At 59.2% G+C, this 24,519-nt stretch carries 25 protein-coding genes; 12 read left to right on the forward strand and 13 right to left on the reverse strand.

Translation table 11 applies throughout. The features are described from left to right. Positions 1-529: 529 nt before the first annotated feature. On the forward strand, positions 530-3,322 hold the full coding sequence (locus HDE80_RS13920) for a TIM-barrel domain-containing protein (RefSeq protein WP_184671834.1): 2,793 nt from the start codon (positions 530-532) through the stop codon (positions 3,320-3,322). Positions 3,323-3,453: 131 nt separating this feature from the next. Here HDE80_RS13920 and HDE80_RS13925 read toward each other — a convergent pair whose 3' ends face one another. Both HDE80_RS13925 and HDE80_RS13930 read right to left on the reverse strand, forming a co-directional pair. Beyond that, positions 3,454-6,264: a serine/threonine-protein kinase gene (locus HDE80_RS13925; RefSeq protein WP_184671836.1), complete on the reverse strand. Its 2,811-nt coding sequence runs from the start codon at positions 6,262-6,264 to the stop codon at positions 3,454-3,456. 68 nt (positions 6,265-6,332) lie between these two features. Beyond that, positions 6,333-6,869: an ECF-type sigma factor gene (locus HDE80_RS13930; protein ID WP_184671838.1), complete on the reverse strand. Its 537-nt coding sequence runs from the start codon at positions 6,867-6,869 to the stop codon at positions 6,333-6,335. Positions 6,870-7,037: 168 nt separating this feature from the next. Between HDE80_RS13930 and HDE80_RS13935 the strand changes: the two genes are divergently transcribed. Then, positions 7,038-8,015, forward strand: coding sequence for a hypothetical protein (locus HDE80_RS13935; RefSeq protein ID WP_184671840.1), 978 nt, complete (start codon positions 7,038-7,040; stop codon positions 8,013-8,015). A gap of 207 nt (positions 8,016-8,222) precedes the next feature. Further along, the gene (locus tag HDE80_RS13940; protein ID WP_184671841.1) at positions 8,223-8,654 is read left to right on the forward strand and encodes a hypothetical protein; all 432 of its coding nucleotides are present in this window, start codon (positions 8,223-8,225) and stop codon (positions 8,652-8,654) included. A gap of 182 nt (positions 8,655-8,836) precedes the next feature. Here HDE80_RS13940 and HDE80_RS13945 read toward each other — a convergent pair whose 3' ends face one another. The 3 genes from HDE80_RS13945 to HDE80_RS13955 form a co-directional block, all read right to left on the reverse strand. Then, complete coding sequence (locus tag HDE80_RS13945; RefSeq protein WP_184671843.1) at positions 8,837-9,226, reverse strand: ribonuclease domain-containing protein; 390 nt, start codon at positions 9,224-9,226, stop codon at positions 8,837-8,839. 130 nt (positions 9,227-9,356) lie between these two features. Next, the gene (locus tag HDE80_RS13950) at positions 9,357-9,563 is read right to left on the reverse strand and encodes a hypothetical protein (protein WP_184671845.1); all 207 of its coding nucleotides are present in this window, start codon (positions 9,561-9,563) and stop codon (positions 9,357-9,359) included. A gap of 66 nt (positions 9,564-9,629) precedes the next feature. Further along, positions 9,630-10,520, reverse strand: a complete 891-nt coding sequence (locus tag HDE80_RS13955; protein WP_184671847.1) for an NAD(P)/FAD-dependent oxidoreductase — start codon at positions 10,518-10,520, stop codon at positions 9,630-9,632. 109 nt (positions 10,521-10,629) lie between these two features. On the opposite strand from HDE80_RS13955, the gene HDE80_RS13960 reads away from it, so the two are divergent. Next, positions 10,630-11,082 (forward strand): Rrf2 family transcriptional regulator, encoded by a 453-nt coding sequence (locus HDE80_RS13960; RefSeq protein ID WP_184671849.1) that lies wholly within the window; start codon positions 10,630-10,632, stop codon positions 11,080-11,082. A gap of 282 nt (positions 11,083-11,364) precedes the next feature. Continuing rightward, complete coding sequence (locus HDE80_RS13965) at positions 11,365-11,514, forward strand: hypothetical protein (RefSeq protein WP_184601179.1); 150 nt, start codon at positions 11,365-11,367, stop codon at positions 11,512-11,514. A 49-nt stretch (positions 11,515-11,563) separates the two neighbouring features. On the opposite strand, the gene HDE80_RS13970 is transcribed toward HDE80_RS13965, so the two are convergent. Continuing rightward, positions 11,564-12,703 (reverse strand): NADH:flavin oxidoreductase, encoded by a 1,140-nt coding sequence (locus HDE80_RS13970; RefSeq protein ID WP_184671851.1) that lies wholly within the window; start codon positions 12,701-12,703, stop codon positions 11,564-11,566. Between the two features lie 100 nt (positions 12,704-12,803). Here HDE80_RS13970 and HDE80_RS13975 point away from each other — a divergent pair, with 100 nt between their 5' ends. Further along, positions 12,804-13,178: a helix-turn-helix domain-containing protein gene (locus tag HDE80_RS13975; protein WP_184601177.1), complete on the forward strand. Its 375-nt coding sequence runs from the start codon at positions 12,804-12,806 to the stop codon at positions 13,176-13,178. Between the two features lie 201 nt (positions 13,179-13,379). On the opposite strand, the gene HDE80_RS13980 is transcribed toward HDE80_RS13975, so the two are convergent. After that, positions 13,380-13,535 (reverse strand): helix-turn-helix transcriptional regulator, encoded by a 156-nt coding sequence (locus HDE80_RS13980; RefSeq protein ID WP_184671853.1) that lies wholly within the window; start codon positions 13,533-13,535, stop codon positions 13,380-13,382. Positions 13,536-13,713: 178 nt separating this feature from the next. Here HDE80_RS13980 and HDE80_RS13985 point away from each other — a divergent pair, with 178 nt between their 5' ends. Beyond that, positions 13,714-14,148: a hypothetical protein gene (locus tag HDE80_RS13985; RefSeq protein ID WP_184671855.1), complete on the forward strand. Its 435-nt coding sequence runs from the start codon at positions 13,714-13,716 to the stop codon at positions 14,146-14,148. A gap of 275 nt (positions 14,149-14,423) precedes the next feature. Here HDE80_RS13985 and HDE80_RS13990 read toward each other — a convergent pair whose 3' ends face one another. After that, positions 14,424-16,517 (reverse strand): EAL domain-containing protein, encoded by a 2,094-nt coding sequence (locus HDE80_RS13990; RefSeq protein WP_184671857.1) that lies wholly within the window; start codon positions 16,515-16,517, stop codon positions 14,424-14,426. 10 nt (positions 16,518-16,527) lie between these two features. Then, on the reverse strand, positions 16,528-16,833 hold the full coding sequence (locus HDE80_RS13995; protein ID WP_184671859.1) for a hypothetical protein: 306 nt from the start codon (positions 16,831-16,833) through the stop codon (positions 16,528-16,530). A gap of 177 nt (positions 16,834-17,010) precedes the next feature. Between HDE80_RS13995 and HDE80_RS14000 the strand changes: the two genes are divergently transcribed. Further along, a complete protein-coding gene (locus tag HDE80_RS14000) occupies positions 17,011-17,922 on the forward strand; it encodes a type II CAAX endopeptidase family protein (protein WP_184671860.1) in 912 nt (303 codons plus the stop codon). Positions 17,923-18,063: 141 nt separating this feature from the next. Here HDE80_RS14000 and HDE80_RS14005 read toward each other — a convergent pair whose 3' ends face one another. Both HDE80_RS14005 and HDE80_RS14010 read right to left on the reverse strand, forming a co-directional pair. Continuing rightward, positions 18,064-18,615 (reverse strand): peroxiredoxin, encoded by a 552-nt coding sequence (locus HDE80_RS14005; RefSeq protein ID WP_184672178.1) that lies wholly within the window; start codon positions 18,613-18,615, stop codon positions 18,064-18,066. Positions 18,616-18,771: 156 nt separating this feature from the next. Then, positions 18,772-19,296, reverse strand: a complete 525-nt coding sequence (locus HDE80_RS14010; RefSeq protein ID WP_184601172.1) for a CGNR zinc finger domain-containing protein — start codon at positions 19,294-19,296, stop codon at positions 18,772-18,774. A gap of 267 nt (positions 19,297-19,563) precedes the next feature. Here HDE80_RS14010 and HDE80_RS14015 point away from each other — a divergent pair, with 267 nt between their 5' ends. Further along, a complete protein-coding gene (locus HDE80_RS14015) occupies positions 19,564-20,697 on the forward strand; it encodes an epoxide hydrolase family protein (RefSeq protein ID WP_255483800.1) in 1,134 nt (377 codons plus the stop codon). A 36-nt stretch (positions 20,698-20,733) separates the two neighbouring features. Here HDE80_RS14015 and HDE80_RS14020 read toward each other — a convergent pair whose 3' ends face one another. Continuing rightward, the gene (locus tag HDE80_RS14020) at positions 20,734-21,288 is read right to left on the reverse strand and encodes an NAD(P)H-dependent oxidoreductase (RefSeq protein WP_184671863.1); all 555 of its coding nucleotides are present in this window, start codon (positions 21,286-21,288) and stop codon (positions 20,734-20,736) included. 62 nt (positions 21,289-21,350) lie between these two features. Between HDE80_RS14020 and HDE80_RS14025 the strand changes: the two genes are divergently transcribed. Continuing rightward, entirely contained in the window at positions 21,351-21,809 is a 459-nt protein-coding gene (locus HDE80_RS14025; RefSeq protein WP_184671864.1) for a MarR family transcriptional regulator, read from the forward strand. Positions 21,810-21,959: 150 nt separating this feature from the next. Here HDE80_RS14025 and HDE80_RS14030 read toward each other — a convergent pair whose 3' ends face one another. Then, positions 21,960-22,340: a hypothetical protein gene (locus tag HDE80_RS14030; RefSeq protein ID WP_184671865.1), complete on the reverse strand. Its 381-nt coding sequence runs from the start codon at positions 22,338-22,340 to the stop codon at positions 21,960-21,962. Positions 22,341-22,548: 208 nt separating this feature from the next. Here HDE80_RS14030 and HDE80_RS14035 point away from each other — a divergent pair, with 208 nt between their 5' ends. Both HDE80_RS14035 and HDE80_RS14040 read left to right on the forward strand, forming a co-directional pair. Further along, positions 22,549-23,661 carry a histidine kinase gene (locus HDE80_RS14035; RefSeq protein WP_184671866.1) on the forward strand — a complete coding sequence of 371 codons (1,113 nt, stop codon included), beginning with the start codon at positions 22,549-22,551 and terminating at the stop codon, positions 23,659-23,661. Further along, entirely contained in the window at positions 23,658-24,446 is a 789-nt protein-coding gene (locus HDE80_RS14040) for a LytTR family DNA-binding domain-containing protein (protein WP_184671867.1), read from the forward strand. Before HDE80_RS14035 ends, HDE80_RS14040 begins: the two co-directional genes overlap by 4 nt. Positions 24,447-24,519 lie beyond the last annotated feature (73 nt).

The raw sequence follows: 24,519 nt of genomic DNA on the forward strand, positions 1-24,519 counted from the left end.
CCCAGAGCGCGACCAGATTACGTCGCCCCTGAGGCGTTGGCTCAATGAACTCATCAGTCATACGCATCTGACCGCCGATCAGACGGCTCCCCTGGTTCGATGATATCCCCTGCGGCGCTCAAGAACGCTGCCCAATTTATTCATCAGGCAGAAGCATATCGGTGCTAATGCCAGCTAACAGCCATGCCCGTTGCTTGAAAAAAGGGCGACCTCGGGGAAGTCCGCTTCGGGTCGATAGTGTTGAAAAACGCGCTTCGAAAACTCGAGATCGCTTAAAGCGAAAAAATTCGGCCGCGACAATCGCTTTCTGTCGGCCTGAATGTGTAAATTTGTACAGAATCGATTTGTCGTTGCCGTCGCGATTCAAAATTTGGACGTCTATTTGTTAAGTCGGAGTTTTTCAACAGAATCGGTCGGAAGCAGAACTGACACAATCGCTTTTTGGTCACCCTCGAAGTAACGTGGTTCGACTGCGACGTGTTCGAATACATCCGAGTCGAACACGTCGCGTATTGGAGTAACGATCCGCATGACTTTCCCGATCCGCATGTTCCGCCAAGCTTTCCCGTGGCTGCTGACAGCCGGCCTGGTTTCGTTACTCGCTTCCTGCGCCAACACGCAGACGAAGCCCACTGTGGTTTCGACCGAGGCACGATTCGAATTCCTCACGCCGTCGCTGGTGCGCATGGAATATTCGCCGAATGGCCGTTTCGTCGATGTGCCTACGGCCGTGGTGCAGAAGCGTCACTGGCCCGCTGTCAACGTGACGACTACACAGTCCGATGGCTGGCTGGTGGAGAAAACATCGGCGATGACGTTGCGCTATCGACTGCACTCCGGGCCATTCACGGCAAGCAACCTCCTTGTCAGCTGGAACGCGCCCGGCAGCGGTGCTGCGCACGATTGGCGCCCGGGCGACGTGGACGTGCGCAACCTCGGCGGGCTGACCTATTCGCTGGACAACATCAGTGCGCCCAACCTGCCCAAGGATGGCAAGGATCTGCAAAGCCCGGTCAACGACATGATCCCGGGTATCGAGGTGTTGCTGCCGCAGGCCAAGCCGGGTTTGCTGAGTCGCAGCGGCTACGCGTTCATCGACGACAGCACCACGCCGCTGTGGAACGCGCAGAAGGCGTGGATCGAACCGCGTCCACAGCCCGGTGGGCAGGACTGGTACCTGTTCACCTATGGCAACGATTATCAGAGTGTGCTGCGGACCTATGCGGAGTTGTGCGGTCCGGTGCCGATGATTCCGCGCTATACGCTCGGCGCGTGGATCACCGACTTCAATTTCGAGTATTTCCCTGATTCCGCGGAGGCGAAGCAGGCGGCGTTCCAGCGCTACAACGCGCAACATCTGAAGGACGAAGTGACAAGGCTGCGCGAGGAAGGCATTCCTTTCGATGGTTTGGTGCTGGATTTTGCCTGGCACAACTACGGCTGGGATGGCGGATTCGACTGGAGTCCGCTGGTGCCTCATCCGAAGCAACTGCTCGACTGGCTGCATGGGCAGGGCATCAAGGTGAGCCTCAACGATCACCCGGGTTACGCCAACACTGAGGAAAGCGTGGTCTCCTACGACGACAGCCATGCACCGGCCGCGCTCGCTGCGCTCGGTCAGCCGTTGCCGCCAAAGCCGTCGTTCGAAAAGGCGTTATCGGACCACTGGCAGTTCGCCGCCGATCCGAAAGACCAGGGTATGTCGCAGGCATGGTTTGCTGCGGATACCGGCGCGCACTGGTCATCGATCAAAGCTGGCCTGTCGTGGGAACAACAGGGACATGGCAACGGTGTCGACATAGCCTGGTATCGCACCTCGATCAGGTTACCCGCGCAACTGCCCGCATCGTTGTATCTGGTGTTCGGCGAAGTGACGTCGTCTTATCGGCTATTCGTCAACGGACAGGAGATTCCACACAGCCAGATCCAGTGGCCGCAGCGAGTCACCTATGCCGATGTCGCCGCGCATGTACGGGCTGGCGAGGTCAATAGCATCGTGTTGCGCGTGGTCGCGGGTAAGTGGGGCAGCGGGCTGCTTGGCAGCCGCATCGCGTTGCGCGATGTCAAGCCGCCGCCGCGCATCTTTTTCGACCTGTCCAACCAGCGGCAGGCCGATATTTCCATGCAGACGCTGCACAAGCCGCTGCTGGATCAGGGTGTGGCGTTCTGGTGGATCGATGGCGGCAGCGGTGCGGTGAACATGCCAGGCCTCGACAAGCAACTGTGGACCAACAAGGTGTTCTACGACGCGACTGAACAGGCTACCGGCAAGCGCGGTTTCATTCTCGGTCGCTACGGCGGCTGGGGCAGCGAGCGCTATCCGGGGTACTTCACCGGTGATACCTATTCAGAATGGCCGGTGTTGGCCTACGAGGTCGCGTACAGCACGCGAGCCGGCAATATGCTGGTGCCGTATGTGAGTCACGACATTGGCGGTTTCCACGGTGCGAAGATCGACTTCAACCTCTACGCCCGTTGGATCGAGTTCGGCGCGTTCAGTCCGATCCTGCGCATGCACAGCGCGCATGCCAATCCGCTCGAAGGCAACATGCGCATGCCTTGGCTGTACGGTCCGCAGGGCATTGCGCTGATGAAGAAATACTTCAATCTGCATACCCAGTTGATTCCCTACGTCTACAGCTACGCCTGGCAGGCGCACACAGCGTCGATGCCGATCATGCGGCCGCTTTACCTGGTCTATCCGGATCTCGACGAGGTGTACGAGCATCCGCACGAATACTTTTTCGGCGACCAGATACTGGTGGCGCCCGTGCTCGATCCGACTGGCGATGTCAGCATCTACCTGCCGCCCGGCGACTGGTTCGATTTCTTTACCGGCAAGCGCTACGAAGGCGGCAAGAGCTTCAGCGCGCGCTACGCGACCGATGCCACGCCGGTGTTCGTGCGCGACGGCGCGATCGTTCCGCAACAACCGGCCAGTGCATATTCCGATGCCCGGCCGCTGGATACGCTAATTCTCGATCTCTACGGACGCGGCAAGGGCCATTTCGATCTTTACGAGGACGATGGCACTTCGCTGGCCTATACCGACCACGCCTACGCGCTGACCTCGATCGACTACAGCACCGGAGCCGACGGAGTGCAGCAACTGGTCATCGCGCCGACCAGCGGAACGTTCGAGGGGCAGGTGCAGCGGCGATCATACGAACTGCATATCCACGCGACGGGCAAGCCGCAGGGCGTGACCGTGGACGGCCAGCCCTTCGACCACTGGTCGTGGGATGCCGGTCGCGCGATCGCAACGCTCAGGCTGTCCGAGCGCAACGTGCGCGTGGTAGTGAAAGTCGCGTGGAGATCATAAACAGGCTCTAAGCGTTTCAGGCTCATCGTCGGCCGCATTTCGCGCGGCTCTTCGGGATCCATGACGATGCAGCAAACAGGATCAACCTGACATCGTTTTTGGTTGGGCACTGATCAATGGGCAATCTCGAATCAACTCGCTCTGACCTTGAAGTTGGCGAGTAGGCGTATCGTTTCATCGCGCTCGGTGTTCGGTCCCGCTTTGATTTCGGCGAGCGATGCCTCGGCCTCTGCGCGAAGCTGATCCGCAGCGGCGCGGTCGCCGAGCGTCGCGTCGACGCGCGCAAGGTCGGCCTCTGCATGTGCAACGAGTGCAGCCGTATTCGGCGTGGTTGTCTTGGCCGCCGCGAGGGCGCTTTCAAGTTGCTGCTTTGCTTCGCCGTTGCGGCCGAGGGTTTGCAGAATTTCGCCGAACAGAAGACGCGCCCTGATCGCCTTTTCCGAGCCTTGGTCCGCTAGCGCGACGTACATCGCGACGGCCTTTCCGGCAAATGCAGCGGCGTGCTCGTGAGCGCCGCTTGCAACCATGAGCTCGGCTTCGACGGTGAGCGCGAAAGCAATATCCGGATGCGCATCAAGATGCTGTTTTCGCGCCTCCACCAGTGCGCTATCGGCAATCATTCGAGCTTCGTCTAAACGACCACGCGCGATGAGGATTTCCGCCAGAATTGCACAGTCATAGTTGCGGCCGTTGTCGCCATAGTCCGCGCCGAGCAGGCGCTGTTTGCGGTCGATCACATCGCGAAAGCTCGCCTCGGATTCGGCATAAGCACCCTGTCTGAAACGGATCCGCGCCAGATTACCCAGGCTCACCGCTTCGTTGAGTGCCGCCGCCGGCGCAAGCGCCTGATCGATCGCAATCGACTTCGCGTAGAACGAACTGGCTTCGTCGAACTTGCCTTCGAGTGCGAGCACGACGGCAAGATCATTGAGATGCCAGGCCACGTGAGCATTGGGTCGCGCGTACGCGCTGGCGTCGATGTCGAGTGCGTCGCGCATGAGCTGCTCGCCTTCGCCATACCGACCGAGTTGGGACAAAGTCGAGGTCAGGTATGCCATCACGTCGGCGACTTCGGCGTGTCGATTACCAAGTTGGTTGCGTTTGCGCGCCAGCGCTTCGCGCAACAGCGGTTCTGCTTCGTCAGGATGGCCGGCATCCATCAGGATCCAGCCAAGGTTCGTCACCGCTTCGGTTAGCGCATCGCTGTCGTCCGGAAGCACGCGACGCGCGAGCGCGAGCGCATTCTTGCCGATGTCGATCGCCTTCGCCGATTTGCCGATACGCTCGTCGAGGCCAGCGATCCACGCGAGTGCCTGCACTTCTTCCGGCGAATCGCGGTTCGGACCTGCCTCGAACGCGTCGGTCGCGTTCTGAAGCCGCAACCCTGCCTCACGAAAGCGGCCCAGTTCATCGGCTTCCTTTGCCAACAGGTATTCGACGTGGAGCGTCCGCCTGTCAGTCGCGCCGAACTGCACTTTCGCCAGTGTCGCGGCTTCTTCGAGCGGCTGCCGCGCGCGATCCGGATGGCCGCTGCGACGCTCGAGATCGCCGATCAGCGCGAGAGTCTCGACGCGCAGCGCAGGCTGCATCGCGAAATCGCGATCGGCTCGCTCGCGTCCGTGCGCGAGCAGATCCTCGGCAGTTTCATTGGTCTCCGTTCCATGAGACGGGCTATCGAACAGGCCTTCGAGGAACGATTTGAGCGCATCCGCGCGCCTTGCTTCGCCTTCGGCCGACAGCGCCTGCGCATGCGCCTCCTGGGCCGCACGACGCGCAAGACGCGCCTCGTACAGGCCGACTGCCGTCGCACCGGCGAGGATCATAGCGATTAGGGTGCCGATCGAGACAGCCAACGCATGCCGTTTTGCGAGCGTGAAAACGCGATAGGCGAACGTATCCGCTCGGGCGCGCAATGGCCTGCTGTCGAGGTAGCGCTCGATGTCGTCGCGCAGCGCCGCAACACTCGCATAGCGACGGATCGGGTCGAGTCGTGTTGCTTTCTGCACGATCGCATGGAGATCGACGCCGAGTTTTCGTCGCAACGCCTCGTCGTCGAACACTGACACGTTCGCATCCGCGTATTTGTCGATGCGACGTGGCTGCAGACCGCCGAGCAGCTCGGCCAGCAACACGCCGAGTGCGTACACGTCAATCGCGGTCGTCGCGACGTCGCCGGCGAACTGTTCGGGAGCCGCGTACGAACGAGTCAGGCGCCGCACCTCAGTGCGCGTCTGCTCGCCTTCGCCAGTTAGAAGTTTGGCGATGCCGAAATCGACCAGCTTGACGCAACCATCCGCGCCGACGAGCACATTGCTCGGCTTCAGGTCGCGGTGCACGATCAGACTGCGGTGCGCATGTTCGACTGCCGCGGATACGTCGACGAACAGCGCGAGGCGTTCACGCATGGTCAGCCCGTGCCGTTCGCAATGCGTGACGAGGTCATCGCCGGCCACGAATTCGAGTGCGAGAAACGGTGTGCCCGTCGGTGAGAATCCCGCATCGAGCAGTTGCGCGATGTGCGGATGCTGCAGCCGCGCGAGGATGCGTTGCTCGCGCAGAAAGCGTCGGCGCTCATCGGCGTCGTGAACGTCGATGCGCAACAGCTTGAGGGCGACCGTCTGCGGACCGCCAGGCAGTTCGCGCTCGGCCTCGAAGACGCTGGCCATGCCGCCCGCGCCGACGAAACGAAGGACGCGATAGCCCGAAATGGTCGGCAGCGTATCGGGCAGGTTGTCGGCGAGCGCTGGCAACCATTGCGCCATGCCGCGCTCGAGCGCCTCAATACCAGGCGCATCGTCGAGCGCCTGTGCAACGAGCGTACGCAGCGTCGCGTCTTCGCAGTGCGTGCGCAGCCAATCGGCCCGTTCGGCGGCAGGCACCTCGAACAGCTGATCGATCAGCTGTTCGATTTCGTGCCATCGTTGGTCAAAGTCGAAAATCATCGGTCGCGCGTATTCCCGTTCTGGCATGTCTCTATAAGCGCAATCACGCCCGAGCTACCGACAGTGCCTCACGCACCCGGCATCAGGCAGGCGGACAGAAACGTGCGCGCTTTCAGCCAGTCGCGCTCGACCGTGCGTGCATTGACACCTAGAACTGCGGCGATATCCGGGCTCGAAAGGTCGGCGAACAAGCGGAGCTCGGCGACCTGCGCAAGGCGCTGATCGAGCGCCGCAAGCCGACTCAACGCCTCGTCGATCGCCAGCACATCGATGATTTCCGATCGCGCCTCTCCCGCCATCATCTCCGGTGCTTGACGTTTCTGTGCCTTCTTTCGTCGCGCATGGTCGATCAGGATATGCCGCATCACCCGGCTCATGTACGCATACAAGTGTGCGCGATCGGCAAACCTGACGTCACTCTGATTGGCCAGCTTCAGATAGGCCTCGTGGACCAGTGCCGTCGTTTCAAGCGTATGCGCCGCTTCATGCGCCCGCTGGCGGCGCGCCAGATGGCGCAGCGTTGCGTAAATCTTCGGAATCAACGCATCCATCGCCGCAGGGTCACCGCGTGCGAGGGTCTCCGTGATTTGGGGTTCGGCGTTCATGCGTGTGGATGGTCTGACAATCGCGACCAGCGTCGTTGCGAAGGCTGTCGTCCCGGCTGTGTCGGTGCAGACGGTCCTTTTGCGCTGCAAAGGGGGATGGCAACGCTTGATACGGCCGCAAGCCTTCGCAATGTCATCGCCCGTCTCATCCAAATAGGGATTGAAATCATGTCAAATCATCGCTCTTCGCACGGCAGGCTCACAAGGGCCGCCGTTTTCTTCGCCCTTGTCTTCACCGGTTTCACCAGCGTGGCCGTCGCGGGCTCTGGAAGTGGTGCGACGCTCTCGGCAGCTGCCACGGCACCATCCGAGTCCGCTGGCAGCACGGGAACCTATACCTATCAGACGCTCGACTATCCCGGCTCGTCACTGACGATTTTGTGGGGGATCAACGATTTCGGCGACCTCGGCGGTCAATACAGTATCGATGGCGGTACATCACACGCCATGGTTTATCACCACGGCCAGTTCGAGCCGCTCGATCCGAAAGGTGTGCTGGGCAAGTATTTCAGCGCCGCCGGCGGCTCCAACGATCTCGGCGCAACGTATGGCGGCTATGCCGACGCATCGGAGCTGCAGCACGGCTTTCTGATTCAGGGGCGCCATCTCGAAACGATCGACTTTCCGGGCCATCTCAACTCGAACGTGGACCAGATGAACCTGTTCGGCGCGATAGCCGGCGTGTACTGGGATGCCGACGGGATCTATCACGGGGTATTGCGCCGTGGCAAAGGGTTCGATACGCCGATCAACGTGGCTGGCGCGCGCGATACCTATCCGCTCGGTATCAACGACAACGGCGAGATCGTCGGCTATTGGGATGGCAATTCGGTACAACGACATGGCTTCTACCGCAGCATGAGCGCGCAGTTGTCAACGATCGACGTGCCAGGTGCACTTAGCACAGTCACACTTGAGATCAATAACCGCGGTCAAATTGCAGGCAATTACGAAGACGCGTCCGGGCTCATCCACGGCTTCGTCGATACACAGGGTAAATTCGTGAATGTCGACGTGCCTGGAGCAGCGGGGACGGTTGCTACCGCGATCAACAATTTCGGAGTGGTCGCTGGCGAATATTTCGACGCCGCCGGCAAGCAGCACGGATTCATCGCGAGCCCCGTGGGGACGCAGCACCGGAACTGATGAAAATAAAGGCTCCGCATGGACGTGGAGCCTTTGTCGATCCTCAACTCAACGATTCGGTGTGGTGTTCCCGAGAACGCGGGGATCAACGCTTAACGGTGCCAGGTTCCAATAGTTTGCGACCAGCACCGTGGCGAAGGCGGTCGTCCCGGCCGTGTCGGTGCAGACGATCCTTTTTCGCTGTAAAGGGGGATGGCAACGCTTGAGATGGCTTCAAGCCTTCGCCATGCCATCACCCATCTCATCCAAATAGGGATTGAAATCGTGTCAAATCAGCGCTCTTCGTATGGCTGCTCACAAGAGCAACTGCCTTCGTCTTGTCCGATTTCACCAGTGTCGCCGTTGCGGACTTTGGAAGCGATGGGACGCCCTCGGCAGCGGCCACGGCACCATCCGGGTCCTATACCTATCAGACGCTCGGCTATCCCGGCTTGGCTGACGATCTTCTGGGGGATCAGCGATTTCGGCGACTTGGGCGGTCAATACAGTATCGATGGCGGTACATCACACGCCATGGTCTATCACCACGGCCAGTTCGAGCCGCTCGATCCGGACGATATGTCGGGCGAATATTTCGACGCCGCCGGTAAGCAGCATGGATTCATCGCGACCCCCGTGGGAACGCAGCACCGGAAATGATGAAAACAAAGGTTTCGCATGGATGCGGAGCCTTTGCCACTCCTCGAGTGAACGATTTGGCGTGGTACTCGGGGAAACGCTTGGCATCAAAGGTTAACGGTGTCAGGTTCCAATAGTTTGCGTGAATCACAGGGAACAAAACGGGGCCAAGTCAAGCTGGCCCCGTTCGTTTTTCTCAGCTCTCAACGAATGCTGCAGAACGACTCGTAGTGATCGGCAGAGTAATATCGATTGTCGATAACCGACTTGGTTTTGCCGTCGGTCACGAGAAACACGAGCCGATACGCTCCCGCCGCGCCACCGGGATTCTGTCGGGCTTTGCCCTCGTAGTAGGTCTGCCCGCGACCTGCCTGCGGCAGTCGACCCTCGGCGTTGCCAAAAACCTGGACATCAACCGCCGCAGGGCCGCAGGCCGCGATGGGAGCCGGCATGGTGACGCAATAGGCCATGTCACGCGTCGCTTCGCGAACATAGTCGGGGAGCGTGCCGCACGCGGCGGGTTCTTTCGCCATGGCCTGAGCTGCTGAAAGCGCGAAGGCGACGATCGCAGCGGATCTGATGAATGGATGCATTTGCATTTCCTCTGAAGAGATTGGGATGGATGCCGGTTCCCGTCACAAGGAAAAACCAGGCAGAACCACTTTTGATCATTCCCTGCATAAGTCCCATCAGCGAAAGACTGATTTCCACTCAGAAAAATGCTTATCTTTTGCCTCTATCCGAAGCGGTGTCGCCGTTATCGGGGGATGTCGATGAATTGATAAAATGCGGGATTTTGAGGCGCTGGCGATGACCTGCGTCGATACCGTGCAGCAAAAAAACAGGGCAGAGTGCGCTATTCAGGGCGGACGTCAGTTGCCCCAGCAATTGCGTGACGCGGATGATCTGTTCGCTAGCCGTCAGCGTCATCAACAGATGCGCAGCCCCGGCTCCAGTTCGCCGGGCAAGTGGTTCAGCTATATCTGTGTATCTCCATCATTCCATCACCAACGAGCGATGGGCGCTCACGCCAGCCATGACGCCTGCGGCAGCGGCCATTGAGGCGTTGTACATCGCCGTTGCCGCATCGCCGGCGGCGAACACGCCCGCGACGCTGGTTTGCTTCATTGCGTCTACGCGCAGGTAAGGACCCGATGGGCCTTGCTCCATGGCGCAGCCGAGTTGGCCTGCGATCGGATGGGTGAATGTCGTGCGAGAACCGGTGAACAGCGCATGCAGCGGAAGTGTGCGGCCGTCGGCGAGCCGCACCGCCTCGAGTCCCGGTGCGGCGCCGAGCAGTTCGACGACGGGAGTGTGCTCGATGGTGACGCCGCGGCGCTTGAGCAACGCGGACTCGTCGGCATCCGGAAGGTACTCATCCTGGGTGAAATAGGTGGTCGGTCCCCAGTCGGGCAGCATGGCGGCCTGGTGGATCGACGTCGGGCTTACCGCGAGTACGCCCAGTGGTTGGTCGGCCACTTCGTAGCCATGGCAGTAAGGGCACGGCAGCACGCTTTGTCCCCAGCGCTCGTCCATACCTGGCAGTGGCAGCGTGTCGCGGACACCGGTGGCGAGGATGAGTCGCGCTCCCGCAAATTCGCGACTGTCGGTAAGCGAGACCACGAAGCCGCTACCGTCGGCCCTCGCCGACATGGCCTCGCCCTCGACACGGCGGAAGGCGGGGTAGGCGCGCATTTGTGCCATGGCCTCCTCAAGGATGGCTCGCGGTGCTTTGCCATCGTGTCCGAGAAAGCCATGGGAGGCATCGGCGAAGCGATTGCGTGGCAGGCCATGGTCGATCACCACCACCGGGCGGCGAGCACGTGCGAGCTGTAACGCGGCGGACAGGCCGGCGAAACTGCCGCCGAGAATAAGGACATCAGTCATTACGTCAATTCCATATCGAATCAATTGAAGTTACATATTAAGCTGACTTCTGAAAAAAGTAACTATCGGAGTTACAATAACGCCATCTGTTGATCCGGAGCTCCTTGCCATGCGTCATGACAGCCGCTTGTCTCGCGTACTTCACGCACTCATTCATATGGATGGGCATGAAGGGCGCGCCACGTCTGAAACTATCGGGCACATGCTCGGCACGAATGCGGTGGTGGTACGGCGCACCATGGCTGGCCTGCGTGACGCGGGCTATGTATGTTCGGACAAAGGGCCCGGCGGCGGCTGGACGCTGCTGTGTCCGCTGGCCGAGATCACTCTGTTTGATGTGTACATCGCATTGGGTGCCCCGCCGGTGTTCGCGCTGGGACTGGCTGACGACCAGCCTGAATGCCTTGTTGAACAGGCGGTAAATGCGGCGGTGGGCGACGCGCTTGGTAAGGCTGCGGATGCATTGATGACGGGTTTGAAGGCGGTGAACCTGGCCGACGTCGCGCATGATTTCGAGCGGCGATCAAAGCGGCTATCACGGCATCGCCGGTCCGCTGCATAGTTAGGCAGGGAAACCTCGGGGCAGGTTGCACTTTTCCCGGCTGGTTGGACTGCGGTTGCTTTCTGCGCGATCTTGAATGTCCGACGTGCGGCGCTTCAGAGTGGAAGCTATCCGTACCTCGGCGCTGCGTTCGTTTTGACAATGCCTCTCCGCACCAACGATAGCCACGGTAAATGGGCACGATGAAAACAAACGATTGGTCTCTATGGCGCTGACTGCGGATGATGCGAAGCCATAGGCGCCGTCTTCGCGACGCCAATGTCTTCCTCAGGAGTTGCCATCATGTTCAAGTCTCAAACCGCGAGCGCTAGCCGCATTCCCCATCTCGCCACGGTCGTCGCCCTGGTGTTTACGATTGCCATTGGCGTCATGCAGTCCGGTATTCACACGGGTTCTGTCTCCACCAGCACCGCCAGCGTCACGGCTCGCTGAGGGCATCTTTGATGTAACGATTCACGCAGTTGTTGAGTAGGCGCTCTGTTTACATCACCAGCTCAGCCATTGCCGCCGCTGTGAATTCTTTCAAGTGCTCGCGGTGGCCCATGCGGACTTTCGTCAGCCACAGGGGATCGCTGAGCAGTGCGCGGCCCACGGCGATCAAATCGAACTCGCCACGCTGCATGCGTTCGACGAGGTTGTCCAAACCGACTGGCGTGGAGGTTTCGCCAGCAAAGGCCGCCATGAAGTCACCCGACAGACCCACTGAGCCGACGCTGATCGTGGTGGCGCCGGTGAGCTTCTTTGCCCAGCCAGCGAAGTTCAGTCCATTGGCGCCGTCGATCTCCGCGAACTCCGGTTCCCAGAAGCGCCGCTGCGAGCAATGCAGAATGTCGATGCCAGCCTCCACTAGCGGCAGCAACCAGTCCGTCATGGCGTCCGGCGTGGGCGCCAGGCGTGCCGCGTAGTCCTGCTGCTTCCACTGGCTCACCCGCAAGATGATCGGAAAGTCCGGACCCACGGCTTGGCGTATCGCCTTGACGACTTCGCCGGCAAAGCGCGAACGTTGGGCGATCGTGGCGCCGCCGTAACGATCGGTGCGCTCGTTGGTGCCCGACCAGAAGAATTGGTCGATCAGATAACCATGTGCGCCGTGAATCTCCAGCGTGTCGAAGCCAAGGCGTTTGGCATCGGCGGCAGCGCGGGCAAAGGCAGCCACAGCATCGGCAATATCTTCCTCGCTCATCGCCTGACCACGGGCGTTGCCGGGTGCCACGAGACCGGAAGGGCTCTCGGGCGGTGCCGGCGGCGTCCAGTCAGCAAACGGATGCGCCACGGCACCGACGTGCCAAATCTGCGGACCCATCTTGCCGCCAGCGGCATGTACGCCGTCGATCACCGGTTTCCAGCCGGCCAGTGGGGCATCGCCGTGGAAAAACGGGATCTTGCCCTCGTTTCGGGCAGACGGCCGGTCGATCACCGTGCCTTCGGACAGGATCAGCCCGACCTCGCCCTCGGCACGCCGACGGTAGTAAGCGGCAACATTCTCGCCGGGTACGCCATCGGGTGAAAACGAGCGTGTCATCGGCGCCATCACGACGCGATTCTTCAATGCGAGGCTCTTTATCTGAAACGGCTGAAACAGAACGTCGGCACTTGAAGAGGTGGTGTTTGTGGAAGTCATACAGGAAGCTCCATCGAAGGGAATGGGTCGATGGTATAGTTTGTATACTTAGTGTCAATGAGGCACAATTCTGCAACCAAGTAGCCATAAGGAAACCACCATGGCCTCACTCAAACACCGCGTACTTCAGGCCGCCGATTGCCCCAGCCGGTTATTGCTGGACGAGCTGGCTGACAAATGGTCGGTGCTGATCCTTGCCGCGCTGAAAGACGGGCCGCTGCGCTTCAACGAAATCAAACGCACGCTGGAAGGCATTACGCAAAAGGCGCTGACGCAGACTCTTCGCCGCCTGGAGCGCAACGGCATTGTGGCCAGGCGTGTCGTCGAGGCGTCACCCATCGCTGTCGAGTACAGCGTGACGGCGTTGGGTAAAAGTCTGAAAAAGCCGTTCAAGGCGTTGTACGACTGGACCGTCGTCAACTTGCCCGACGTGGAAGCCGCGCGTCAGTTGTTCGACACGAAGTTGACGCGATAGCTCAATGCCGAGTAGTCCAGCGGTGAATCGTTTGCCACCAACTTCCGCTGATCAAGCACGATGCTGGTGCTGACGGATTTGGCTACTCAGTGTTTGGCACGCACTATGCTTCTGTGCCGGAATCTTTTCGCTCTCATCCGCTAGTTCGCATGCCAGGGCGAACACCTGATCCAGCGAGGTATACAGCTCCGCGGAGATACGTTACTTGGATTTCAGTGAGGGGTTGCGGCGGCCGCGCTCGATACCACTCACATAGGTGCGGTCCAATCCGGCGCGTAGTGCCAGTTCCTCCTGACTGAGCGAATGACGTTCGCGCAGGAGTCGAAAGGCTGGGCCGACGTAAGGGGTGATATCCACCGGCGAACAGTCGTATCTGGTGGACTATTGATCTACGGACTATAAGTCAAATTACAATCAAGCTGTTTGATGAGTGCGACACAAAACAGAAGGTAACGATTCGATAGTTTTGGCTCGATAGCGTTCGCGCGCTTTGACATTCCGAGCCAGGAGGGCACAGCTAAAAGGATCGTATGCCATGGAAAAAAATGCGAACAATGAAACGGGTAGAGCGTTAGATCACTCGATCGGAGCAGCTGACGGGGCCTACAGCCTCCACACTTTGCTAGATCACCTGCAGGGTGGCGGAGAAGACCGTATCGTAGGCGCAGGACTGGCACAACTCGGTCCCGACCATCTGGCGGCTATCTACGAAGGTGCCGAGACACAAGTGAATGAATGCTTGCGGGGCCTCGCCGCGATATTGCAGGTGTTGACGTTCACTACGCGGCATCTCGGCAAGGAAGTGCCGGTGCACGTGGTGCAGGACATCTCTGCACATCTACAGGGGCAAACCCAGGCGCTGGAGTGCTGGAACACACTGGCGGACCATGCCGCCTATCTTCTCAATGAGCCACTCATTGCTCGTGATCTGGCAGGGCACTATGCGGACAAGGAGGACGATGTCCATTAAGCGGCAGCGTTGCCGCTACTTCCGCGGCTGGGGAAGGAGAAATCCTATATAGAACTCCCCCTCAATTTGCGCTGCAGCCGTTTGCGCACGTACATCGCTAGTAGGCTTGCCATTGAAGTCACAGCAAAAAAGCTACCGCTCAGAACAAGCATAACCATGGTGCCTACGATAGGGGGGGGCGAAAAACTTTTGCAAGGCAAGTACCGGATCACTGCGTAGCACAGCTGATTCTCAACTTTCCAGGATGCTTAAATGGGCTGTCTCTGGGCTGATCTTCAGTTGCTTTCAATGCAAGAGACGGCTTCAGCGAAAGCCGTGCTGGAAACGGCAGCGCCGTATAGGAAGCCTTGTGCTTCGTCACAGCCTCGCTCAAACATATAGCGATGTTGCTGCTCGGTCTCGACCCCCTCAGCGATGACGCGAATATTGAGGCTTTTGGCCAGTGCGATAATTGCATTGATCACGGCGGCATCGGCGGCATCGGTCGCGAGATCCCGCACGAAGGAACGGTCGATCTTGATCTTGTCGATCGGGAAGCGCGTAAGGTAGGAGAGGCTAGAGTAGCCGGTACCAAAATCGTCGACGACGATCTTCACGCCGAGCTTTCGGATTTGGTGCAGCTTTCGCGCACTCTCCTCCGGATTTTCCATGAGCATTCCCTCGGTGATTTCAAGCTCGAGGCAGGAAGGCGTGATGCGACTTTCGTTGATGGCGTTGACCAGGGTCGCCATCCATTCCTTCTGCTGGAATTGTCTCGGCGAGACGTTGACGGCAACCGACACCATCCGCTTGAGCTCGCGCTGAATTTCGACGCATTCGCGGCAGGCTTTACGCAGCACCCACTCTCCGAGCGTGAGGATGAGACCGGATTCTTCCGCGATGGGTACGAATCGATCGGGTTCGATCTCACCCCGCATCGAGTTACTCCAGCGCACGAGAGCCTCCATACCTACGACATGTCGATCTGAGATCGAGACTTCGGGCTGGTAATGCACAGTCAACTCGTTGCGCTCGATGGCGTGCCCCAGGGCAAGCCCCAGGGCCAATTTTTCCTCAGTGGCCTGGAGCATCGCGTTATCGAACCATTGGAAGTTGCTCCGACCGATCGCCTTGGCTTGGTACATGGCCGCATCCGCGTGCTTGAGCAATGTGCTTGCGTCCACGCCATCATCGGGAAACAGACAACCGCCGATGCTTGGTGTGACTGCGAGCTCATGTCCTTCGATTAACATCTTGTCCGATATCACAGCGGCCAGACCATCGATAAGAGTAGTCAACGTCTCTCGACCGGAAACTTCGTTCAACACCACAACAAACTCATCACCGCCCAACCGGGCGACGGTATCAATATCGCGAATACGCCCCTGTAACCGCTTGGCCACCGTTAGCAACAGCTGATCGCCAATCTGATGACCCAGCGAGTCGTTAACTCGCTTAAAGTGATCCAGATCAATCATCAATACCGCTGCTTGCCTGGCATGGCGCTGCCCCTGATGGATGGCCATTTCCAGTCGATCCATGAGAAGCGCTCTATTTGGCAGCCCTGTAAGTGCGTCGTGGTGTGCCATATGGCGGATGTAATTCTCGGCGCGTTTGCGAGCCGTAATGTCATAGGCAACCTTGAGGAAGCCCGTAACATTGCCCGCATCGTCTCGAAGGGATGTAATGGCGATGTTCACCGGCACGCCCGTGCCGTCCTTCCTTACGTAGGTCCACTCGCGTTCGTCGGCCATGCCCTGACTGCCAGACTTCACGATGACCTGATAATTCGCGGCTATGGGTTCCATGCCAGGCTCAGTAAGCTCTGCCGCGCGCAACTTCAGCTCCTTGGTATCGTGGAGAACCAGGGCGGACTTTCCCACTAACTCATGACGATCGTATCCAAGCAAACGATCGGCCGCAGGATTCGCGGTAAGAATTTGCCCGTTGATATCGGTCGCGATCGTACTGAAGGGTAAGCTGTCGAGGATCAATTGACGGAACGCATCATCCCGCGTCGCGCGTCGGACCTTGTCGACGCGCAGCCGCTCGGTAATATCTATGATCGATGCGAGAACATGCCACTCGCCATCACTTTCAACCGGACTTAAGCCAATTTCTACCGGCACCTCGGTTGCATCTTTACGTAATCCAAAGAGTTCCTTACCTTCACCCATGAATCTTGTGACAGGTTGCGTGAAAAAATTTGTCCTCAGGCCGACATGACGGCTTCGATACCGCTCGGGAAGCAGCATCTCTATATGGCTATTGAGAAGCTCGGAACGCTCGTACCCAAACAGTCGCTCAGTTTGAGTGTTTACCAGGACAATAACGCCGCTCGCGTTGATCATGAGCATGGCGTTCGGTGCAGCCTCAACCACGAGGCGCAACTTTTGCTCATCACCTGATCGGGTGCTTGATAGTCGGATAGGCAAGTCTTCCGGCCGCATCGTCACTGACAACGTCCCCGGTTGCTGATCGACAAACCACGTGAATGTCTTTATCTAATACTCTGGGTAGGGATGAAGAGCAAGCTAATGCCAAGCCATCTTGCGGGAACGCGCGTTGTGGTTCATCGCCGCGATCGCCAAGCGCATTGATCGCTGCGTGCATCTGTTTGTCGGTCGGCGTGAAGAGCCAGCCGACGTAATATCCACCAACGGTGAAGAAATTGCCGACGCCGTTGTTCGGGTCGGATCTTGCCATCGACGAGGGTGGGCAGCTTGTCCTACATCTGTGGTGCCGGAGATTTGCAATAAAATTAGAGCGTTCTCAGAACACGTTGTTGTTGTAATGCTGCGTGCCATAAGGCCTCTTTATTGTCTTTGCGATACATGCACATCATGGGCCTCCTCAGCATGGGATCGTTTCGGAAGATTAGTTATGCGTGAAACTGTTTCTCTGGACTGGCGCTCGTTACGCGCATGGTGTGCGCTCGCGATTCTGATTGGCGCGTATTTTCTCCAGGCGCCGGTTGAATCGTTCGCCATTGCGCCTTTGAAACAGGCCGCCGATCTGCACATGATCAAGGATGGAGCCATGTCCTTGGAGGCCTATGCGGCCCTCATGATCGTGAGGCTTGGCTGGAATGCTTTGCTTGTGGCCGCCATTTGGGCCGTGCTGGGGCGTCCGTTCGACGGCTTCCCGTTAAAAGACAGGCGCGTATTCCGGCACATCGTCATCGGTCTGTTGATCGGTTTGGTGGTGATGACCGCGGCGATCCTGTGCATTGTCTTCGTCGGAGATGCGCGCGTTTCTCATGTATCTCAACCCGCTGCTACCGCCCTCAAGTTTGGCGGTGGCTGGCTACTTGCCGATGTGGTGGGCGCCCTGGGTGAAGAGCTGTATGGAAGGGCGGCGATACTTCTGGTCGCCGAGCGTTTCTTAGGCTGGAAAGGTGCTGTTCTCGTGTCGGGCTTGATGTTCGTCGTCATCCACCTTGGAAATCCCGGCGCGAGTGCGATCTGGTTGGTAAGGCTGGGCATTCAGGGTGCGCTGTTGGCCTATGCTGTGTACCGCACGGGATCGCTATGGTGGTCCGTGGGCTATCACGCTGGCTGGAACTGGGCCAGCGCGCCACTGTTTGGTGCGGCGGGGAGCGGCTACCTCGACCAAGGGCATCTCTTTGATTTTCTCCCCTATGGGTCGGTTTGGCTTACCGGCGGTGCGGTGGGGCCTGAGGGAAGTCTCTTCGCTTTTCTTGCCGTTGTGATGGCTTTTGTACTACTGCGAAAGACATTGCCTTCCATCGCGAGAAACTGCGGCGGGGAATTTGGATCGCGTTCCATCCTGTGAGCGCGCGGCTAAGTTTCCGGACGATGCTCGTTGGCGGAAACTGCATCAGGTTGGTTAGCTGTGGATGCCTGTGCATCCTTTCATTGACGAGCGCGAGAGGGCTGCCGATGGTTTATCGGCAGCCTTGGACCAGTCGCGCAGTTAGCCCTGTTTCTCGAGCGCTTTCACTGCGTCGAGCGTCTCTTGAACATGCTTCGTGGGGCTGAGGCTGGAATAAACGTGGGTGATCTTTCCCGACGGGGCGATCACGTACGAGGTGCGGTCCGACCAGTCCGGCTTGAGCGTCAGCGTCGCGTCGTATTCCTTGGCAATCTTTGCGCCCTCATCCGCGGCGACTGGAAACTTGCCGCCACAGTGCTCGGTTTCCTTGGAGAAATCCGCCAGTTCTGAGGTATGGCCGGCGGTAACGCCGATCACGGTGGCATGCAGCGCCTTGAACTGGTCGATAGCCTGCGAGAACAGGTGAGCCTCGATGTTGCAGCCCGAGGTGTGTGCGGCCGGGAAGAAGTAGACCACCACTGGCCCTTTCTTCAGTGCATCGGCCAGATCGAATGTGAAAGGCTGGCCGGCGAGATAGGCCGGCGCGGTGAATTCCGGTGCCTGGGTGCCTTCCTTCAATGCAGCAAACGCAGGCGACGCGAGGATGGCGGTGCCGACGAGGCTGAGGGCGGCGAATTTCAACAATGACTTCATGGGTGGGATTCCTGCTCTGGCTGAAGGGTCAAAAGGTTTATACGCCATAAGTGCTTCGGTGGATGCTATCCACGATGAGGGTGGCTCCACTTGCGGCTTGTCTCACATCCGAAAACTCCTCAACGACCTGTCTGGCATGCTTGCTTCGGTTAGCTCTTACGTTTTAGCGCGGTAGCGGCGCATCTTGTTGCGGCTGCCGCAGGTGTCCATGGAACACCATGTTTTCGCCGCTGCTTTGGAGGCATCGTAATAGGAGGCGCGGCAGGTTGGCTCACGGCACAGCTTGAATCGTTTCCAGACGCCGGTCTGCATGGCCTCGAAGGCGGCGAGGATAAGCGACACCACACCGTCCGTCGGGCGGTCTGACGCGAGGACGATAAGTCCGTCCTCGCCAAGGCGCGGGCGAATGCCGTAGTGGGCTGCGAGGCGGTTGAATGTTTCACGACCGGCGACTTCGTTGCTCGTGGCCATGCCGCTGTTGGCGGCTTGCAACGACCTCAATGCTGCATGGATTTGCATGCCGTAGCGAAACGCACTCTTCGTCGTGGTCGCTTCAGCGCTGTGCGGCATTTTTCGGCGAACCCACACGTTCCAGTCGTCAAAGCCGGCGTCGAAATCGTGCCAGAGAAACGATTCCAACTGGCTCAGTCTGGCGGGCGTGCCGGTGCGGTGTTCGGGCATGGTAGTTCTCTGGCGAATGTCGATGTTACCATTTAATTTATTTATACGGTAACTGCGGGAATGGCTTGACTGCCTTGCTGGATCAGCGCCGATAGCTGGCTGTGGCGCTCCATTTTTCTCTGAGGAATTTCATGCATGCAGCGACGCCAGTTTCTGAGAAAGGTCGGCGGCGCTTTCGCACTAACCGTTACCGCACCCATCGCGGCGCGCATGCTGGCGCAAGGCCAGCGCTCCGAGCAACGAATAGCGACAGGAGAAAGTGACGTGATGCCTAGTCAACCCTTTCATATCAAATTCGACAGCGCACTGAGGGGAGATCTTCGACGTCGCCTTGTCGAGACGCGTTGGAGCGACGCGGTAACGACAGATTGGCGCTATGGAATGAACGAGTCTTTCCTGAAGGCGCTCGTGCAGTATTGGTCGGCGGATTACGATATGGACGCCGCCGAAAAACGATTGAACGTGTTGCCGCAGTTCCGGGCGGATATCGGCGGTTTGGGCGTCAGCTATATCCATTTGAAAGGCCGTGGCCCGCGGCCGAAGCCGCTGATCCTGATGAACGGCTGGCCGTCCAGCTTCGTCGAGTATGCAAAGCTGGCGCCGATGCTTGCTGATCCGGCCGCCTTTGGTGGTTCGGCAGACGACGCTTTCGACGTGGTGATTCCGGCACTGCCGGGGTTTGGCTTTTCGGATCGACCCACGCGTCCGTATCCAGTCAGTACCGAAGCATTGTTCCACTCGCTGATGACCGAGCATCTCGGTTACCCGGGTTATCTCGCGTCGGGAACCGACATCGGCGCCGGCGTAGCGACGCGATTGGCATTGAAGTACCCCGAGAGCGTCATGGGCATCCATCTTTCAGCGGTGGTGGACCCGCCGCTCACAGCACAGTCACCACCTCTTTCGGATGTCGAGCGCGCCTATCAAGCAAGCGTTGCGCAATGGGAGGCGGAGCAGGGCGCCTATAACCATCTGCAATCCACTCGACCGCAAACGCTGGCGTTCGCTTTAGCGGATTCACCTGTTGGTCTGGCTAGCTGGATTGCGGAGAAGTTTTACTGTTGGAGCGATCACGGCGGCGATCTTCTGCAGACCTTTCCATCGGACATGCTCATCGACAATCTGATGGTTTATTGGTCCACGCAGACGATCGGGTCATCGATGCGTTACTACTACGACAACCGCCACTTTCGGCCAAAGATTCAGCTCGGCGACCATGTCAGCGTACCTACGGCCATTTGCATGTGGCCAAAGGATTTGGTGACTGCACCCAAGGTCTGGGCCGAGCGCTTTTATAACGTCAGGCAATACTCCATGCAAAAGCACGGCGGTCACTTCCCGGGTTGGGAAGCGCCAGTGGCTTACGCTGAAGACCTAAGGCGTTTCGCCAAGCACGTTTAGCAAACGGCAACAGTGAGCTGGCTTTGCTCGCATAGGTCAAACCATAAAGGTCGCCAACTGGTGGAGCGCCTGCTCGACGGACTCAAGGTAAGTCTTGAAATCGACGTCGGGGTTGATGGGTGATCCGTTCTTGATGACGTCGCTGGAAAGGGTGATGGCAGGCGTCGCTGATATCAGCTGCATCTTGACGGCCCCGGCGACCTGGCGCAGCTGTTCGGCACATTTTCCGCCGCCATGGCCTCCGTAAGTAATGATCGCCGCAGGCTTTCCGTTCCATTCCTTGTAGAGGTGGTCAATCGCGTTTTTTAACGTTGCGGGATAACCCCAGTTGTATTGCGGCGTGACGAAAACGATGGCATCTGCACTGGCCACCTTTTCGCTCCACGCTTGCGTGTGAGGCTGAATATATCCGCCGGCCGCGGGGATGCCCGGTTCGTCATCCATGGGCAGTGGCCATTGCGACAGGTCCACCAGCTCATAGCTAGAGTCGGTGCAGGAGCGCCCGATGCCAGCAACCCATTCGGTGATGACCGGGCAGATCCGGCCAGCACGTGTGCTGCCCATGATAAGAAGAACACTTTTGCGATTCATGATGATCACTATTGCTTGTATGATGCAAGCAATAGTAGGCCGATGAGGGGGGCAAGTAAAGCATGCGTGATACAAGTAATTTGGATGAGCTCGCCGGCTCGTTGATTGATTTGGTCGGGGCCATGAATAGCCCGCGTCAGGATGATGTCTTGCTGCGGGAAGCCGGCGTATCGCTCGATCGAGCGCTTTTCCCGCTCTTGGTCCGCCTCAGCATTTCTCCAGCCATGGGTGGCGCTGAGCTGGCCGAGCAAGTGGGCCGTGATCCTTCCACTGTCAGTCGACAGATAGCCAAGCTCGAAGAGCTAGGCCTCGTCAAACGCCAACCCGGCGCAAACGACATGCGGGTCAAGGAAGCCGTCATCACCAAGGCCGGATCTCGCACCATCGAGGCGATCAAGTTGGCGCGACGAACGCTACTGTCTCAGCTTCTGGATGACTGGACCAAGGAGGAGCGCACCATGCTGTCGAAGCTTCTTCGGAGATTTTCGAACGCGATGCGGGACAAACAGCAAGAGCTTTGAACCAAAGGAGCCGGAGACACTTCCCATCGGCTGATGACGGCGAGGGCTGATGGTCAAGGGGGTAGTGTCGAGCATGCAGTCATTCCAACGATGACAGCAGGCCGTCAGGCCATGCAGGGGAAGTGCACTCTGACTCTGGTTTGATCATGCTCAGGAAGGTTTTGGGCTGCCGTCGTGTGACGCCAGGCGCAGGCCACTGCTTCGGCAGACATCGATGCGCGGAACGAGCTGGGTACGTCCACCGTGGAAGGTGACACGGAGGTCGCGCAGGCATCCGCCAGCGGGGACATCGAAGGTCATTGAGGTCAGGCCGCCTTGCAGCGGCTGGCCGAGGGTGATGTCCTGGAAGGCATCGCGATCGGCAGGCGCGATGGCGAGCGCGGTGACACTGTCAAATGTGGCGTTCACCAGATCGAAGTGCCGCGCGGGTCTGCGCGCTGCATCGGCGCTGACCGCCGATGGAACGACGAGCAGGTTGCCAAGCGCGAAGGCAAACATGGCTACAAGAGAGGTGGCGCTGGTCGAATTCATGGAGGTGCTCCGGCTGAGGTGAGGTGCCGCCGGTGGCTCGTGTGTACACGGTCGGCACCCTGATATGGCCGGATGGAGGTGTCCTGCGAAAGCGGTTCGGGATGAATCGTCGTAACGCGGTGGTGAATCGTAGTGGCGTCGCGATCTTGCTTTGCAGCGCCGTGCGCAGCACCTAGGATGGCCACTCCAATCCACGGGATATCCCGCGATGATGGTTCGCCTCGGCAACACGCAAATCGGCCTGTTCCGCTATCTCGGCCTGTGGGCGGTGGTAGTGGTGGTGTTTACGATACAGCGGTCCATGCAAGACGCGCTGTACGGAAATACCTGGTCGGTCTTCGATGACCTGCGCTGGTCGATGATCCAGTGGTATACGTGGGCAGCATTGGCGCCGATGGTGTTCCGGTTGGCAGCGAAGTATCCGATCCAGTCGCCGGTGCGCCTGCGCGGGCTGGGTATGCAATTGCCGGTGAGCGTGGGCGTGACTCTGCTGGCCATGTTCATTGGAGCGTTCGTGTCGACGCCGTTCGAACCGAGTTCGTTCGGTGAGCAGGTCAGACAGTTTCTCGGCCAGCATTTCGCCACCGGCTTGTTGGTCTACTGGTCGCTATTTGCGATTCAGCAGGCCATGCAGTTCCACGCGGAAAAGACCCGCCGCGAGATCGAAGCGATCCAGCTGGCGACGGAGCTTGCACAGTCGCGCCTGCGTGCGTTGAAGTCGCAACTGCAGCCGCATTTCCTGTTCAACACGCTGCACGCGATAGCGACGTTGCTGGACGAGGACACGTTGTCGGCTGAAGACATGCTGCTGCGCCTGAGCGACCTGCTGCGTGCATTCCTTGAGGACTACGACGGGCAGGAAATCAGTTTACGGCGGGAGCTGGTGCTGCTGGATCTCTATCTCGGCATCCAGCGCATACGCTTCAAGGATCGCCTCACCACGCAGATCTACGTCGCTCCGGATACGCTGGATTGCGCTGTGCCCAGCCTGATCCTGCAGCCGATTGTGGAGAACGCCATCACCCATGGGATCGGCAAGCGAGTCGGTGTGGACTGCATCGAAATAGAAAGTCGGCGTGAGGGGGACACTCTGTGCATCGACGTGCGCAATCGCAACAGCACGCTGGAGGCTGGCGCAGCATCCACCTCGGGACACGGTATCGGGCTGTCGAACACCGAGCTACGCCTGCGCGAACTATATGGCGGTGTTGCGCAGGTTAACTTGGGGATGATTTGGCCTCAGGGCGTTATCTGCCGTCTTCGGCTGCCGTTTCGCGAGATCGAAGAGCCTGACGATGCGCCCGAGGTCGCCTCCGCATGAGCATCGCTACCCTGGTCGTGGACGACGAGCCGATCGCACGTCATGCCATTGTGCGGCTGCTGCGTGACGATCCCGACATCGAGCTGTTGGCCGAGTGCGGTGATGGCGTGTCGGCGGTCGAGGCGATACGCAGTCAGTCACCGGACCTGGTTTTTCTCGACATCCAGATGCCTGCCATGAGCGGCATGGACGTGGCGGCGACCATTGGCGCAGAGCGCATGCCGGCGACGGTGTTTGTCACCGCCTTCGAGCAATATGCGGTGCGGGCATTTGAGGCGAATGCGGTGGATTACCTGGTGAAGCCGTTCAGTCGGGAGCGTTTCGCGAACACGCTGCGGCGCGTGAAGGCGCGGCTGTCGACCGGTGAGGGCGTAGGCGGGGTCGCCTCCGCGCAGATCCTGCAGGCGCTCGACGCCTTGCGCCAGCGCGATGACTACATCCAGCGCCTTCCCGTGCGCATCGACGAGCACATCAGTTTTATCGACGTCGACCAGATCGTGTGGATCAAGGCCAGCGGCAACACCGTGCAGATCCACCTGGCCGATGGCGTCCACGAGATGCGAGAGACCATGAGCGCGCTCGCAGCGCGCCTTGATCCGCGGCATTTCGCGCGCGTCCACCGCTCGGCAATTATCAACGTGCGCCGGATCCAGGCTATCCATCCGTGGTTCAACGGCTACCACGTCGTCACGATGGATACCGGCCAGAAGCTGCGCATGAGCCGCTACCAGCACGAGACCTTTCTGCGCCTGGCCTCGGCCAGCGGCGGGAAACGGGTGGAATAGGGACGCGTGCGCAAACAGCCAAGTGCAGCATCACTCGCCGTGCTCGGATTCCCTCCCCATGTTGGGGGGAGAA

This window comes from Rhodanobacter sp. A1T4, assembly GCF_014207185.1.
Taxonomy (GTDB): domain Bacteria; phylum Pseudomonadota; class Gammaproteobacteria; order Xanthomonadales; family Rhodanobacteraceae; genus Rhodanobacter.